15 protein-coding genes are annotated in these 14,578 nt (G+C 36.4%); 12 read left to right on the top strand and 3 right to left on the bottom strand.

The annotated features are described in order from the left end of the window. Positions 1-57: 57 nt before the first annotated feature. The 10 genes from AO058_RS12310 (at position 58) to AO058_RS12265 (ending at position 9,379) form a co-directional block, all read left to right on the top strand. Positions 58-1,185 carry an NAD(P)/FAD-dependent oxidoreductase gene (locus AO058_RS12310; protein ID WP_075326850.1) on the top strand — a complete coding sequence of 376 codons (1,128 nt, stop codon included), beginning with the start codon at positions 58-60 and terminating at the stop codon, positions 1,183-1,185. Then, positions 1,182-1,901 carry a methyltransferase domain-containing protein gene (locus tag AO058_RS12305; protein WP_075326849.1) on the top strand — a complete coding sequence of 240 codons (720 nt, stop codon included), beginning with the start codon at positions 1,182-1,184 and terminating at the stop codon, positions 1,899-1,901. Before AO058_RS12310 ends, AO058_RS12305 begins: the two co-directional genes overlap by 4 nt. Beyond that, positions 1,898-2,950 (top strand): type III polyketide synthase, encoded by a 1,053-nt coding sequence (locus AO058_RS12300; RefSeq protein WP_075326848.1) that lies wholly within the window; start codon positions 1,898-1,900, stop codon positions 2,948-2,950. Before AO058_RS12305 ends, AO058_RS12300 begins: the two co-directional genes overlap by 4 nt. Further along, entirely contained in the window at positions 2,944-3,738 is a 795-nt protein-coding gene (locus AO058_RS12295; RefSeq protein WP_075326847.1) for an enoyl-ACP reductase FabI, read from the top strand. The genes AO058_RS12300 and AO058_RS12295 overlap by 7 nt, the downstream gene beginning before the upstream one ends. A gap of 7 nt (positions 3,739-3,745) precedes the next feature. Continuing rightward, positions 3,746-4,192: a 3-hydroxyacyl-ACP dehydratase FabZ family protein gene (locus tag AO058_RS12290; RefSeq protein WP_075326846.1), complete on the top strand. Its 447-nt coding sequence runs from the start codon at positions 3,746-3,748 to the stop codon at positions 4,190-4,192. Positions 4,193-4,204: 12 nt separating this feature from the next. Further along, positions 4,205-5,467, top strand: a complete 1,263-nt coding sequence (locus AO058_RS12285) for a beta-ketoacyl-[acyl-carrier-protein] synthase family protein (RefSeq protein ID WP_075326845.1) — start codon at positions 4,205-4,207, stop codon at positions 5,465-5,467. Positions 5,468-5,485: 18 nt separating this feature from the next. Further along, complete coding sequence (locus AO058_RS12280; protein ID WP_075326844.1) at positions 5,486-5,740, top strand: phosphopantetheine-binding protein; 255 nt, start codon at positions 5,486-5,488, stop codon at positions 5,738-5,740. Continuing rightward, positions 5,737-6,300 (top strand): 4'-phosphopantetheinyl transferase family protein, encoded by a 564-nt coding sequence (locus AO058_RS12275; RefSeq protein ID WP_075326843.1) that lies wholly within the window; start codon positions 5,737-5,739, stop codon positions 6,298-6,300. Before AO058_RS12280 ends, AO058_RS12275 begins: the two co-directional genes overlap by 4 nt. A 73-nt stretch (positions 6,301-6,373) precedes the next feature. Continuing rightward, positions 6,374-7,090, top strand: coding sequence for a hypothetical protein (locus AO058_RS12270; protein ID WP_075326842.1), 717 nt, complete (start codon positions 6,374-6,376; stop codon positions 7,088-7,090). Between the two features lie 267 nt (positions 7,091-7,357). Further along, positions 7,358-9,379, top strand: a complete 2,022-nt coding sequence (locus AO058_RS12265) for an aconitate hydratase (RefSeq protein WP_075326841.1) — start codon at positions 7,358-7,360, stop codon at positions 9,377-9,379. A gap of 132 nt (positions 9,380-9,511) precedes the next feature. Here the strand turns inward: AO058_RS12265 and hpf are convergent, their stop codons facing one another. After that, on the bottom strand, positions 9,512-9,817 hold the full coding sequence (gene hpf, locus AO058_RS12260) for a ribosome hibernation-promoting factor, HPF/YfiA family (protein WP_075326840.1): 306 nt from the start codon (positions 9,815-9,817) through the stop codon (positions 9,512-9,514). 251 nt (positions 9,818-10,068) lie between these two features. On the opposite strand from hpf, the gene AO058_RS12255 reads away from it, so the two are divergent. After that, positions 10,069-10,560, top strand: a complete 492-nt coding sequence (locus AO058_RS12255) for a DUF4251 domain-containing protein (protein ID WP_075326839.1) — start codon at positions 10,069-10,071, stop codon at positions 10,558-10,560. Between the two features lie 82 nt (positions 10,561-10,642). Here AO058_RS12255 and AO058_RS12250 read toward each other — a convergent pair whose 3' ends face one another. Then, positions 10,643-12,778: a LytS/YhcK type 5TM receptor domain-containing protein gene (locus AO058_RS12250; RefSeq protein WP_075326838.1), complete on the bottom strand. Its 2,136-nt coding sequence runs from the start codon at positions 12,776-12,778 to the stop codon at positions 10,643-10,645. Between the two features lie 413 nt (positions 12,779-13,191). Here AO058_RS12250 and AO058_RS12245 point away from each other — a divergent pair, with 413 nt between their 5' ends. Then, positions 13,192-13,704 (top strand): hypothetical protein, encoded by a 513-nt coding sequence (locus AO058_RS12245; RefSeq protein ID WP_075326837.1) that lies wholly within the window; start codon positions 13,192-13,194, stop codon positions 13,702-13,704. A 184-nt stretch (positions 13,705-13,888) separates the two neighbouring features. Here the strand turns inward: AO058_RS12245 and AO058_RS12240 are convergent, their stop codons facing one another. Next, complete coding sequence (locus AO058_RS12240; RefSeq protein WP_075326836.1) at positions 13,889-14,344, bottom strand: KTSC domain-containing protein; 456 nt, start codon at positions 14,342-14,344, stop codon at positions 13,889-13,891. Between the last annotated feature and the right edge of the window lie 234 nt (positions 14,345-14,578).

Below are 14,578 nucleotides of genomic sequence, written 5' to 3'. Positions count from 1 at the left end.
AATATTAAATCCCGGAAATTTCCGGGATTTTTTTATGTATTTATTTATCTTCAACCAATGGCAGATTTTCAAGTAATTATAGTAGGTGCAGGCCTGGCGGGATTAACTGCTGCCATTCATCTTTCCCGGGCAGGAAAACGTGTCTTGCTTATAGAGAAAAAAGCATATCCCAGACATAAAGTCTGTGGGGAATACCTTTCTAACGAAGTAATTCCTTATCTCCATTCCCTGGATATAGATCTCGAAAAAGATTTAAACCCGGTAAAAATTCATAAACTCCTTTACAGTACCCAGAATGCAAAATCGATAGAAACTTCTTTAAACCTGGGCGGAATGGGCTTAAGCCGTTATGCTTTAGATGATTTTCTTTTTAAAAAAGCTGAAGAAAATGGAGCAGAAACTCTAATTGAATCAGTTGAAAATATAAATTTTGAAAATGATGAATTTACACTGAAACTTTCTTCAGGAAAACAACTAAAAACCCCTATAGTATTAGGTGCTTTTGGAAAAAGATCTAATCTCGATAAAAGCCTGGGACGGGAATTTATCCAGGAGAAATCTTCCTGGCTCGCTATAAAATCACATTATGAAAAGCCAGAATTTCCTCCAGATTTAGTGGCGCTACACAATTTTGAAGGCGGCTACTGCGGATTATCAAAAACTGAAACCGGCGCAGTAAACGCCTGTTATATGGTTTCGTATAAAAGCTTCAAAAAATACAGGAATACCGAAGAATTCAAGGAAAAAGTTTTATTTCAGAATGCTTATTTAAAAGGTTTCTTTAAAAAAGCTAAACCTCTATTTGAAAAAGACCTGAGTATTGCTCAGATCTCTTTTCATAAAAAATCCCTGATCAACAATCATATTTTGATGCTGGGTGACGCTACGGGCTTAATTCACCCGCTTTGTGGTAATGGGATGGCTATGGCTATTCATTCTGGAAAAATCGCTTCAGAAGCTGTTTTAAATAATTTCCACGGAAATAATTTAGACCGCAAAAACCTGGAAAATCAATACCGACAAAACTGGAATACGCATTTCGAAATCCGATTAAAGACTGGACGAATCCTTCAGAAAATATTGATCAATCCATTTTTAGCTTCAACTTCACAGCAGCTCGTTAAAAAATTTCCGTACCTGTTAGAGAAAATCATTAGTAAAACCCACGGGCAACCCATAGTATGAGCATAGATACCTCAAAAAGAACAAACGCGGTTGAAATTATGGACGATTTTGACCTCCAGGGAAAAGAACTGGACAAAACCTTACGTGACCTGGATAACATAAACAAATGGTTGGGTGGGAATAAAATCACCTTAGAAGGAGTAAAAAATATTGTACAAAACCATTCGAAAACGAAAGAAATCCACATTGCTGATGTGGGTTGCGGCAATGGTGCTGTACTTCGGGAAATCGCGAGATGGGGAAGGAAGAACGGCTATAAATTTAAACTTACCGGCATTGATGCCAATAGCTATGCCATCAAAATTGCTGAAGAAATGTCTATAGACTATCCCGAAATTGATTTTAAATCTATAGATATTTTTAGCCTGGAATTTAAAAATTTTTATAGCGACATAATCTTGTGTACCTTAACACTACATCATTTTAAAACCGGTGAAATTTCAGCTTTACTAAACCTTTTTAATCAACAATCCAGGCTGGGTGTGGTGATTAACGATTTACATCGCTCCAAACTTGCGTATAGGTTATTTCAGGTTTTTTGCGCAGTTTTTATCAACAACGAGATTGCGCGAAAAGATGGGTTGACATCTATCTTAAGAGGATTTAAAAAAGAAGAATTAAAAGATTTTGCCGGGAAAATTCCGCAAACCAATCATCAAATTAGCTGGAAGTGGGCATTTCGCTACCAATGGATTATTCAGAAAGATAAAATATGAGTGTAAAAATTACAGGCGTAGAAAAAGAATTACCGCAGTATGCCCGGGAAACCAAAGATATTTTACCGTTGGTAGAAACCTGGCTTCAGGACCAAAATGATCGCTATCGACGAAAAGTATTGAAGATTTTTGAAGGTGCTGCGGTAGATAAACGCTATTCTATAATGGATCCCGAAGAAGTTTTCACGGCAACTTCTTTTGAAGATAAAAACAATATTTATATACGGGAAGTTAAGAAACTCGGCAAAAATGTATTAAAAAAAGCTTTACAGAATAATAAGTGGGAAGCAGATTCAATCGATTTTATAATTACCGTGAGTTGCACCGGGATTATGATTCCTTCCTTAGATGCTTACCTAATCAATGAAGTAAAATTACGCCAGGATATTACCCGGCTCCCGGTTACCGAAATGGGCTGCGCGGCAGGAATTTCAGGAATAATGTATGCCGCGAATTTTCTTAAGGCAAATCCGGGAAAACGAGCGGCCGTTATTGCAGTTGAAAGTCCTACGGCTACATTTCAGTTAGATGATTTCTCGATGGCCAATATGGTGAGCGCTGCAATTTTTGGAGATGGTGCCGCTTGTGTATTGCTATCTTCAGAGGAAAACGCTACAGGGCCGAAAATTCTGGGTGAAGAAATGTATCATTTTTATGAAGCCACCCATTTAATGGGTTTTGATCTCACCAACCACGGCCTCAAAATGATTTTAGATGAAAGCGTGCCGCAAACTATAGCTTCCCATTTTCCTGAAATTGTTCATCCGTTTTTGAAAAAATTCAACTCAAATATTGAAAAAGTAGACCATTTAATATTTCATCCCGGCGGAAAGAAAATTGTACAAACAGTTGAAGATCTTTTTGGTAACTTAGGAAAGAATATTGATAAAACCCGTGAGGTGCTTAAGCAATACGGGAACATGAGCAGTGCAACGGTGCTGTTTGTGTTAGAAGAATTTATGAAAAATCAGCCAAAACCGGGCGAGCAAGGCTTAATGTTAAGTTTTGGTCCAGGTTTTTCGGCACAAAGAATTTTATTGGAATGGTAACAGAGTTTAAAGATCGTAATTACTGGGCAATTATTTTAGGCGGAAGTACAGGCCTTGGCTTTGCCACCGCCAGAAAACTCGCCCATCATGGGATGAATATAATTATAATACACCGTGATAGAAGAACCGATATAGCCGAAATAGAAGAAGCTTTTGAAGATATTAGAGAACAGGATGTTAAGTTTGAAAGCTTTAATGTGGATGCTACAAACGCTGAAAAACGAGCAAATTTAATTGAAGAAATTGCTAAGATCTTAGGAAAAGAAGGCAAAATTAGAAGTTTGGTACATAGTATTGCAAAGGGAAACCTAAAACCTATGACCGGTGATGAACCTACTTTAGATAATGTAGATTTTCAAATTACTATAGATGCGATGGCTATTAGCCTTTACGATTGGACAAAAGCTATTTTCAAAGCTAATCTTTTTGCAAAAGATGCCAGGATTATATCGTTTACCAGTGAAGGCAATAAAAAAGCCTGGGCCAATTACGCCGCGGTTTCTGCAGCAAAAGTAGCCTTAGAATCTATAACCCGAAATATCGCCCTGGAATTTGCTCCTTACGGTATTCGCGCAAATTGTATCCAGGCGGGAGTTACGGTTACCCGGTCTTTCCAGATGATTCCCGGGAACGAAACTTTACGCAACCACGCGCTAAAACATAATCCGTTTAAAAGGCTTACCGTTCCAAATGATGTGGCCAATGTGGTTTATTTATTGAGTAAAGACGAAGCCGGTTGGATTACGGGGACTATTATTCCGGTAAATGGTGGGGAACATTTAAAATAAGCAGCGATTGGATTATAAAAACATACTCGAAAAATTACCTTATTCAAAGCCATTCCTATTTATAGATGAATTGTTGAACGTAAATGAGAAATCTGCTGAAGGAATTTATACATTTCCAGAAGATTCTTTTTTTTATAAAGGGCATTTTAAAAATAATCCGGTAACGCCAGGTGTTATTTTAACTGAATGTATGGCGCAAATTGGCGTGGTATGCCTGGGGATTTTCCTGCTGGGAAATGAAAAAACTAATTCTGAAAATATTAAACTTGCCTTAAGTTCTTCTGAAGTAGATTTTTACTTGCCGGTTTTTCCCGGGGAAACGGTAAAAGTAGTTTCAGAAAAGTTGTTTTATAGGTTTAATAAATTGAAATGTGAAGTAAGAATGTATAGCAAGAAAGATAAGCTAATTTGTCGCGGAAAGATTGCCGGAATGATTAAAAACGAATCTGTTTAGAAATTTATTTAAATGAAAAAGCGCGTAGTCATCACAGGAATGGGTGTGGTTGCACCAAATGGTGTTGGGCTGGCTAATTTTGAAGATGCAATTAGAAAAAGCGCAAGTGGGATTAGGTTTGAAGAGGAACTGGAACGTTTAAACTTTAGTTGCCAGATTGCTGGAAAACCACAACTTTCGGAAGAAAAAATAGCTGAATATTTTACGTCTTTACAACTACGCGGACTTAATTCCAGCGGGATTGTGTACGGGGTAATTGCCGGAACCGATGCCTGGCAGGATGCAGGACTTAAAATTGGAGATAACGAACAACCAGATTGGGACTGCGGAATTGTTTTTGGCACCGGAATTCTAGGTGTAGATAAATTTCGGGAAGCGATTCATTTAATAGATGCCGGGAAAACCAGAAGGTTGGGAAGTACCAGCGTTATGCAAACTATGGCCAGTGGAATTAGCGCTTATTTAGGCGGTATTTTAGGCTGCGGAAATCAGGTAACTACTAACTCCTCGGCCTGTACCACGGGCACCGAAGCTTTATTAATGGGATTTGAAAGAATTGCTGCCGGAAAAGCAAAGCGAATGTTAGTTGGAAGCTGCAGCGATCACGGCCCTTATGTTTGGGGCGGTTTTGATGCCATGCGTATTTTACCTTCAAAATATAACAAAAATCCTACTGAAGCTTCCCGGCCAATGAGCGCCTCGGCAGCAGGTCTTGTGCCCGGCAGTGGAGCAGGGGCCTTGGTGTTAGAAGAATACGAATCGGCTAAAGAGCGGGGCGCGAAAATTTACGCCGAAGTTTTAGGTGGTGCTGTAAATAGTGGTGGCCAGCGGGGTGGTGGCAGTATGACGGCTGCTAATAGCGAAGCGGTTATTCGTTGTATTAAGGAAGCTATTCATTTTTCTAACATTTCATCAGAGGAAATCGACGTGATTAATGGGCATCTTACCGCAACCACTAAAGATGCGCTGGAAATTGAGAATTGGAAGAAAGCATTGAAAAGAAGTGATTTTCCGTATATAAATTCTTTAAAGGGAATGACCGGGCATTGCCTGGCCGCTTCGGGAAGTATAGAATGTGTTGCAAGTGTGTTACAGATGGATAAAAATTTTATCTTCGGAAATGTGAATTGCGAAGACCTGAAACCGGAAATAGCAAATTTGGTTTCAGAAGAGAAAATTCCAAGGAAAACTTTAGAGATACCAACTAATATTCTGGCAAAATCCAGTTTTGGATTTGGGGATGTAAATTCCGTAGTTATTTTTAAAAAAATATAAAGCTATTTATTACAAAAAATGAAAGAAAAAGAAATATTGGATGCTATCAAAAAGATCGTCACGCCTTATACCCAACGCAAGGAAGGCCTGGAAAATTTTAGCCAAAAAACCGATTTTATTAAAGACCTGGAAGTAAATTCGGCTAACCTGGTAGATGTGATTTTGGATGTTGAAGACGAGTTTAATATTGAAATAGACAACGAATCTATGGAAGGTATGCTCACTGTGGGCGATGCTAAAAATATTATTGAGCGCAAACTTGCTTCAGCGTGATTGGCAACGATATCATAGACCTTAACCTGATTCGGGCTCAAAGTAACTGGCAAAGAGAAGGCTTTCTTCAGAAATTATTTTCGGAAGAAGAACAAACTTTTATTCAGAATTCAGAAGATCCTGAATTAAATGTCTGGTTGCTTTGGAGTATGAAAGAGGCGGTTTATAAAGCGGTTCAGCGTAAATATAAGCTGAAGCGTTTTTATAATCCGAAGCAATTTGTTTGCGAACAGGTTAAAATTAATCCTGATAAGGCAAGGGGAGTGGTGTGCTATAAAGAAGATGTTTTTGTAATAAATTCTATTCTTTTTCCAAATATGATTCATACAATTACCGGAAACACTGAGTTTTCCCTTATTTCAGAAAATAAAAATTCCAGGCTCAGGTTGCTTCAAAAAATTGCTGAGCAGAGAGGAATTCCATTAGAATCCCTTAACATAAGTAAAGACCAGCAGGGAGTACCATTTGTGAGCTACGGGGGTGATAATCTGCAAATTCCGTTTAGCCTTTCCCACCACGGTAATTTTTCAGCTTACGCTGTCTCGTTAAATCTGTCCTAAAACCCGACTTCAGCATTGTGAAAACATAGCCTTATTTGTATCTTGAAACAACTAATTTAAAACGATTTTGATTATGAAGACTGTTGATAAGATGGAAGTGCTGCACAGCCAAAGTGCCGAATTTGTTGAAAAAGGTGAAACCGGTAAATTTTTAAAGTTAATCCCAGACACATTTATTATTAAAGGTGAAGAAAAAGATGGCGTTTTTAACCAGGGTTACGCTATTAGACATATAAACAGGCAGGATATACTGCTTATTGATGTAGTTGAAAAATCTTCTAAAGATGCTATAAAAAAGCTGGTAACCGATGGGTATAAAATAAAAGGTATTTTAATTACCTGCGATGCTATTTTAAAAGATGCTTATGCCGATCTAAAGACAATTTCTGAAGATGCCGGTGGCGCACCAATTTTTGCACATCCACGCAACAATTTTAAAGACAGTTTTAAAACCAAAGATATAACAGAACGCAAAGGAGTTTTAAAAGATTTTGGTTTAAAAGTTTTTGATCTTCCAGGAAACGGTGGCGCTTCAGTAGTTATTTATTCTGAAGTAAACGATGGAATGTTATTCCCGGGTGAAGATGCCGAAGGCTCTCCATATAATTCAAATTTAAATACCTTTAAAAGACCAAAAATGGATAAATCTAACGACGATTTTGGATTGGCAGGAAGCTGGAGTGCTTTTGATGAAGAATTTGCCTATTTATTTCCAAGAAAAGGAAAACCCGGTTTCAATATTGAAGAAGGTCAGCAAACCGATATTTTAAACGCTTTAAGCAGAAGTTAAAAATATAATTAAGCTGTTTCGAAAGTAGCCCGTTGAATATTTACAACTTAGATTCAGAATATTACAACAGCTATTTTTCAAACAGCTTTTTTTGAAGCCATAAATAAAGAAGAGAACCTTCTCTATTTGTGGCTTTTTTAATGTTTAAAGTTTTCAATATCCGCTAAACATTAAGTATTTAGGGCAGGGTAGAAGATATAAGATATTGTTAAACGCACCCTTTGTTCTTATAAATTGTAATATTTTAAAGCTTAAAAATAACCAACTATGTCTAAATTAAACGTAACTCAAAAATTAATTAAAGAACATTTGCTCAAGGGAGAAATGATTCCCGGAAAGGAAATAGGAATAAAAATAGATCAGGCATTACTGCAGGATGCTACGGGAACACTGGTACAATTAGAGCTTGAAGCTATGGGGCTCGAAAAAGCTCAAACCGAGGTAGCCGTGCAATATGTAGATCACAACCTGCTACAAACCGACTTTAAAAATGCCGATGACCACTTGTTTTTACTTTCGGCAGCGCAAAAATTCGGACTTTGGTATAGTAGACCCGGAAACGGTGTAAGCCATCCAGTACATATGGAACGCTTTGGGAAACCGGGTAAAACTATGGTAGGTTCAGATAGCCACACTCCGGCTGCAGGTTCTTTAGGAATGCTGGCCATTGGTACTGGTGGACTTGACGTTGCGGCAGCGATTGCAGGACAACCATATTTCGTGAAAATGCCAAAAGTTTGGGGCGTAAAACTTACCGGAAAATTACCAGACTGGGTAAGTGCTAAAGATGTTATTCTTGAAATGCTTCGCCGTCACGATGTAAAAGGCGGAGTTGGCAAAGTAATAGAATATTATGGCGACGGACTTAAGAATTTAAGTGCTATGGATCGTCACGTGATTGCCAATATGGGTGCTGAACTTGGTGCTACCACCACCGTTTTCCCAAGTGATAACGAGACAAAAAGATTTCTAAAATCTCAGGAACGTGAAGATGATTGGAGAGAATTGGTAGCCGATGAAGGTTGTGAATACGATCTTCACGAAGAAATAATTTTAGATGAACTGGTTCCCTTAATTGCCTTACCAACCAGTCCTGGAAATGTTGTTCCAGTGAGGGAGGTTGCAGGAAAATCAATTAGCCAGGTAGTTATTGGTTCTTCAGCCAATCCCGGTTTAAGAGATTTCTGGGTGGCAGGTGCTATAGTAGAAGATAAATCGGTTAGTAGTGATGTTTCTTTTGATATTAACCCAACTTCAAGGCAAATTATTCAGAATATGATAGAAAATAGAGCTTTTGCGAACTTAATCAAGGCAGGAGCGCGTTTTCACCAGTCAGGATGTATGGGTTGTATAGGAATGGGACAGGCACCGGCATCTGGAACTATTAGTTTGCGTACTATGCCCAGAAACTTCCCAGATCGTTCCGGTACAAAAGATGACCAGGTACATTTATGTAGTCCAGAAACAGCAGCAGCTTCAGCTTTAACAGGAAAAATTACCGATCCAAGGGATATGGAAAAGCTTTATAATATGAAGTATCCTAAATTTGAATATCCCGAATTTCAGATTATTAAAGAAGATATGCTGGTTGCTCCTCCAGAAGATGGTTCTAAAGTTGAACTTCAAAAAGGTCCAAATATTAAATCGCTCCCATATATTGAGCCTATGCAGGATAAATACAGCGTACCGGTTATGCTGAAAATGGGTGATAATATTTCTACCGATGAAATTTTAAAAGCAGGAGCAGAGGTACTGCCATTTAGAAGTAACCTGCCAGAAATTAGTAAATTTTCTTACACGGTTATTGACGAAAGTTTTTATGATCGTGCAATGAAAGCTAAAGGAGAACACGGCGGCCATATTGTAGTTGCTAAAGATAATTATGCGCAAGGTTCCAGTAGGGAGCACGCGGCAATTGCCCCAAAATATTTAGGACAGGTAGCGGTAATTGCAAATAGTTATGCAAGAATTGCCTGGCAAAACCTGGTGAATTTTGGTATTCTTCCGTTGGAATTTTTAGACATCGCAGATTATGAAAAAATAGATCAGGACGATCAAATAATTTTTAGAAACCTGCGGGAAGATATCATAAACCGAAATAATATTAAGGTAATTGTTAGAAAAGCAAATGGTGATAAACTGGAGTTTGAAACAAAACACAGTATGAGCGACAGACAAATTAATATTTTACTAAAAGGTGGAATTATTAATGAGTTTAAAGAACGTATTGAAGCAAACGAACTTGGTGAAGATCAAGCCAAAGATGCTGAAGAAGCCGAAACAAAATAAAAATTGATATTCCCGAATTCACTTCTGGATATTCTGATTATTATCTACCTGGTTTCTGAAACAATTGTAGGACGAAAAAAACCCTGATGTGAGTTACATCAGGGTTTTTTATGAATTAAACTGAAAATATTCTTAGTTTGAATGTGTTTTCATTTGGCCTTTTCTTTTTGATAACTGCCGTTCCAAATCTCTAATAGTTTCAGAGGTTGCAGCTTCAAAAGAGTTTTCGTTAGATTCGGCAAAAATTTGAGGCCCGGGAGCACTCAATTTAATATTACAAATATAACCTTTAGGATCCTGGACTTCTTCCTTTTTAAAATACACCTGGGCTTTCACGATCCAGTCATATTTATTCTCCAGTTTATCTAATTTTTTTTGAGCGAACTCCTGTAGTGATTCGCTTTTATCGAGTTTTACGAACTGATATATTGCTTCCATAAATAAGTTTATTTTAGTAGTACCAATAAACCCATAATTCTCTAAGTACCCAAATCAATTAAGTGATTCTTAGCAAAGGTTTAAGAATATTTTTAAGTGCATAAACTTATTTTTTAGTTGAAGATAAATTAGAACTATATTTATCAATAAAATAGCTTGGAAAAATTCGTGAACTACGAATTTAAAAGTCTTTTAAGAGTAATAAAAAGTTAAAGATTGTATCTTAAGCTAAGAATCTTATAAAGTTGATTATGAACCTTAAAATCAAATATTTAACTATTATTTTTGCTCTAATTGTACTGCAAAGTTGTGGTAGTAGTGCTGATACTACTAAAATTGCTGAAACCAAAGCTTTAATTGAAAGCATGGAATTTGAAATTGAGCACGATTGGCTCAACCCGATGTCTGGTGGTAGAATTAACCTGATAGGAAATACTAATTTTATACGCTTTAAAAAAGATTCTGTGAATTTATTTCTGCCATTTTTTGGTGAACGTTTTTCTGGCGGTGGTTATAATAATGAAGGCGGCATAATTTATAACGGCCCGTTACAGGATTTTGAAATTAGCAGCGGAAAGAATAATTCCCAAATAATAAAATTTTCTACCGACCAGGATACTGAGAATCTGGATTTTTCAATAAATATTTTTCCTGAAGGAGATGTAAATACCAGGGTGAATAGCAGCCAGCGTTCGTTTATATCTTACCAGGGAAGGTTAAGTGAGTTAGAAGAAGAGGAGTAGGTTCTAAATGAAAGATAAGTTTCAGCTCTAAAATATTCTATTTTACATAATATAAATTATAGTTCTTTTTTATATCTATTAGTCATATCGTACTGTGAGCTGGAAGATATTTTTTCAAAAGTCGCTTCAATTCGTTTTTATCAATTGGCTTTGGAATATAATCATTACTCCCAATCTCAATAAACTTGTCCCTGTCATTAGGCATGGCGAATGCCGTTTGGGCAATAATAGGAATAGTTGGATTAAAAATTCTTATTTTTTGAATTGCTTCTTCGCCACTCATTTTTGGCATTTTTATGTCCATGAGCACCAAAGAGATTTCAGTATCTTTTTTAACCATTTCAACTGCTTCTAAACCATTTTCTGCATGTAGAATATTGGTTACCCCCATATTTTCGACGATCTTTTTCAGAATTAAATAATTCAATTTATCATCTTCAGCAATTAAAATCTTATGGTTTGGTAGCTGGGTTATTTCGTTATTCTCTTTATTGGTATGGGTTGTTGTGGTAGTGACTTCATCTTTAGGAATGCTAAAATAGAAGGTGCTGCCTTTATCTTCTTCAGATTCTACCCATATATTACCCCCAAGCATTTCGGCATAAGCTTTGGCTATTGATAAGCCCAAACCAGAACCTTCGTGTGGGCGACTTAAACTCGAATCTGCCTGTACAAACCGATCGAAAATAACACCAATTCGGTTTTCCGGAATTCCTATACCATTATCTTTTACATAAAAAACAATATTACCGTGTTCATCTAAACTTCCAAATTCAATAATTCCGTCTGCAGTAAACTTATTAGCATTACTCAACAAATTGATAAAAATGCTGGTAAGCATATTTTTATCGGTATAAAGCATGGTATTGGTATGAAGATATTTGCTGGTACATACTATTTTGTTATTCTTTTTACCAGCTATAGGCGTCGCCACATTTAGGTGATTCGCTATTATTTCAGAAAGATTAAAGTTAGATTTATTGACCTTTATTTGCCGGGTTTCCACCTGGGAAATATCTATTAGATCATTGATAGTAGAGAGTAATCTCGTACCACTTAATCGTAATACTTCATAATACTTTTCACGAACCTCTTTCTCCGATGATTCTTTCAATAGGTCTATAGTACCCATAATTGCATTAATAGGAGTACGAATTTCGTGACTTATATTTTGTAGAAAAACACTTTTTAAGCGATTACTCTCTTCTGCTTTTTCCTTTGCTTCTTTTAGATTATTGAGTGTGGCTTTTTTCTCTGTAATATTCTCTCCTAAACTGGCTATACCCTTTATTTTTCCGTAGTCATCGGTAATTACCGAATTGTACCAGGAGATATAAAGTTCTTTATTGTCTTTTGTGAGTATCTTACTTTCAAAATGATGTAGGCTTCTGTTATTTTCAAATAATTCTTTAAGACCTTTTTCCGTAGTTTCTTTTTCATCTTCAGGCACAAAAATATCAACAGTGTTTTTGCCAATAAGCTCTTCCTCGGTATACCCGGTAATTGAAAGTAAATAGTCATTACAAAAAATGATCTTGCTGTCGATATCAAGATTTATAAAAACCATATTAATGTCCAGCATCATTTTAGTAAATCGCTGCTCAGATTCATATAACCAATCTTTTTCTTTTCGGTTTCTCCAAACTTTTAATTGCCGGTTCATTAACAGTCCAAGAAGTACGGTGATAACTGGGTATATAATTAAAATAGGCAAAGCCATAAACTCTACAAGAGCCAGAGCCCCCTCTATAGGTATAAATATGGGCAGAATTAACATACACACGTGCACTATCACACCCAAAAGATATAAAGATACTATGCTGTTTTTGACCCCTAGCCTTTGTTGAAAATATTTCCACCCAATACCTAACAAACCCGAAATTATAATGAGGCCAACTCCTGCTATTACATAATCCCCACCAAGATACAAGCGGTAAGCTGCTATAATTAAAATGGCAATAATGGTGGGTACAGCTCCAAGGTATAAGCCGGCTATTGCCAATAAAATTGTTCGTAGATCAAAATAATGTCCTGGTTGATACGTCCAGGGCGTAAACATTAGGAGAACCCCAATGCCCCCAACAATAATACCTGCAAAAACATTGGGGAGTAATTTTTTAGAATGGGTAGAATCAATCCACTTTGTGGCATATAAAAAACTGAAAACCAAAAGCAATGCTACGTTTTGTATTAATCCTGAAAAAAAGGGGTAATCCATATTTTAACGGTGAGTTTTGGAAACAGTTTATTAAATTTTAATAAACTTAAACATCTAGATAAGTACTAGAGACAAAATGAATTTACAGAAACAATTTTGTTCAATGTATTATTAATGCCGCATCACTGATTACTTAAAGTACTAAATATAAGAATTTATTACTATACTAACCATTGAGTAATCATTAGCCTACACCCATAAAAAAGCTAGCGGTGCCACTACTTCCCTTTCAAAAATGGCATACACACTTTTAAATTATCGCACTCTATACAACCAGGTTTAAAAATAAATCTTTAGTAAGATCCGCTCCATCCTCTTATCAAATAAATTATCCTCATTTATTTAACAGCAAATTAAAATTATCTCCTCTCCTTTTTTATAATTTAGATTACTTAAACCAAAAAACTAAGAGTATGAGAAATTTTGTAATGATTTTAGCCCTTGTAGCTATAGGTTTTACAAGTTGTAACGATAATGCCAATAAGGATTTGGAAAAGCAACAACAGGAATTAACAAAGGCCAATGATAGTATTGTGAGTACCCACGAAGAGCTTAGGCAAAAGCACCAGGAATTAATGAACAATCATAACCAGGTATCACAGGAATTACGCGGACTCGAACAATTGGAAGATTCTACCCAATTAGAAAAACTGGCAGAGCTTGAAGGGCAAATTAGAGACCACCAGGTTACCCTGGCTTCTCACGAAGAAATGATTAGAAGTCATAACGAGCTTAATAAAGAATACGGTTCTTTAAGCACCGATGAGAAAAAAGCGCAACTTGACGAAATGCAAAAAACTCACGAACGTATTATGAGTGAACAGGACGAAATCAAATCGGAACACGATGGGATTGAAAAAGGGCATCAATCTATTAAGGATGTAATTGCTCAATCTTCCGGTGAAGATTCTGAAGACTCGATGTAATTTATCGAGGTAGTTTACTATAATTGAATAAGAAAGAAGGCTGTTTGAAAGTTTTTAACCCGTCATCCTGAACTCGTTTCAGAATCTAACATGATTATAATTAATTTCATATTAGAAGCTAAAACGAGTTCAGCTTGACGGAAATAGATCTTTCAAGAAGCCTCTTTTTATGCCTAAAATCTAATTAAGCTGTTTCCAACTCAAGATCTTTCTTAGATTTTCTATATAAAAAAGAACTATAAATATTTCTTTTCGCAAATCTCACTTGTTTGTCTGAACTGATGAACTTCATAAAAAGCTTCTTGTTCACTCCAAAATATTCGTAGGTAGTACCGTTGGTAAAAGAGATTTCCAGTAGGTTTCCTTTGTGCTGGTAATCTGCAATTCCGGCTTCGTTTATAGTGCGGTTATATTCTTCAAGGTTGGCTTCGCGAGTTTGTGGCGCAATGCTTACCAAAAAGTGATAGCCATCTATAATCTCTTTGCTCTTAATTTCGGCTTCGGCGTGCTTCTCGTCGGTTTCCCTAAATTTATCGGGATGCCATTCTTTCACCAGGTTTCGGTAACTGGTTTTAAGTTCTTTAAGGTCTATCTCTTTTTCAACATTAAAGAGCTTTTTATATTGATTTACACGCTTCATTTTTCTTATTTTAAATAAGCGGCAAAACTACTCCTTTTTATCGGATAATAAATAGGTTATTCTCCTACCCTTTTCCTTTATTTTCTCTAAAACTTTAAAAGGTACATCCAGTTGAGCAAATGGTAAGTAACCAAACCAGCAATTAAAGCTATTACCAGCTTTAATCCATTAAATCTTAACCATTGTAGAATGCTTCTCATCAAAATATCTAGCGAAATTTCCGATTTTACCTCA

Source organism: Salegentibacter sp. T436, from assembly GCF_001932675.1.
In the GTDB taxonomy this organism is placed as follows: Bacteria; Bacteroidota; Bacteroidia; order Flavobacteriales; family Flavobacteriaceae; genus Salegentibacter; species Salegentibacter agarivorans.
This window is presented reverse-complemented; position numbering and strand designations above follow the sequence as displayed.

Bases quoted from the DNA above. Each gene is read 5' to 3' on its own strand.
- AO058_RS12265 (WP_075326841.1), top strand. From the start codon at position 7,358: ATGTCTAAATTAAACGTAACTCAAAAATTAATTAAAGAACATTTGCTC.
- AO058_RS12270 (WP_075326842.1), top strand. From the start codon at position 6,374: ATGAAGACTGTTGATAAGATGGAAGTGCTGCACAGCCAAAGTGCCGAA.
- AO058_RS12240 (WP_075326836.1), bottom strand. From the start codon at position 14,344: ATGAAGCGTGTAAATCAATATAAAAAGCTCTTTAATGTTGAAAAAGAG.
- AO058_RS12305 (WP_075326849.1), top strand. From the start codon at position 1,182: ATGAGCATAGATACCTCAAAAAGAACAAACGCGGTTGAAATTATGGAC.
- AO058_RS12280 (WP_075326844.1), top strand. From the start codon at position 5,486: ATGAAAGAAAAAGAAATATTGGATGCTATCAAAAAGATCGTCACGCCT.
- AO058_RS12250 (WP_075326838.1), bottom strand. From the start codon at position 12,778: ATGGATTACCCCTTTTTTTCAGGATTAATACAAAACGTAGCATTGCTT.
- AO058_RS12285 (WP_075326845.1), top strand. From the start codon at position 4,205: ATGAAAAAGCGCGTAGTCATCACAGGAATGGGTGTGGTTGCACCAAAT.
- AO058_RS12295 (WP_075326847.1), top strand. From the start codon at position 2,944: ATGGTAACAGAGTTTAAAGATCGTAATTACTGGGCAATTATTTTAGGC.
- AO058_RS12310 (WP_075326850.1), top strand. From the start codon at position 58: ATGGCAGATTTTCAAGTAATTATAGTAGGTGCAGGCCTGGCGGGATTA.
- AO058_RS12300 (WP_075326848.1), top strand. From the start codon at position 1,898: ATGAGTGTAAAAATTACAGGCGTAGAAAAAGAATTACCGCAGTATGCC.
- AO058_RS12245 (WP_075326837.1), top strand. From the start codon at position 13,192: ATGAGAAATTTTGTAATGATTTTAGCCCTTGTAGCTATAGGTTTTACA.
- hpf (WP_075326840.1), bottom strand. From the start codon at position 9,817: ATGGAAGCAATATATCAGTTCGTAAAACTCGATAAAAGCGAATCACTA.
- AO058_RS12255 (WP_075326839.1), top strand. From the start codon at position 10,069: ATGAACCTTAAAATCAAATATTTAACTATTATTTTTGCTCTAATTGTA.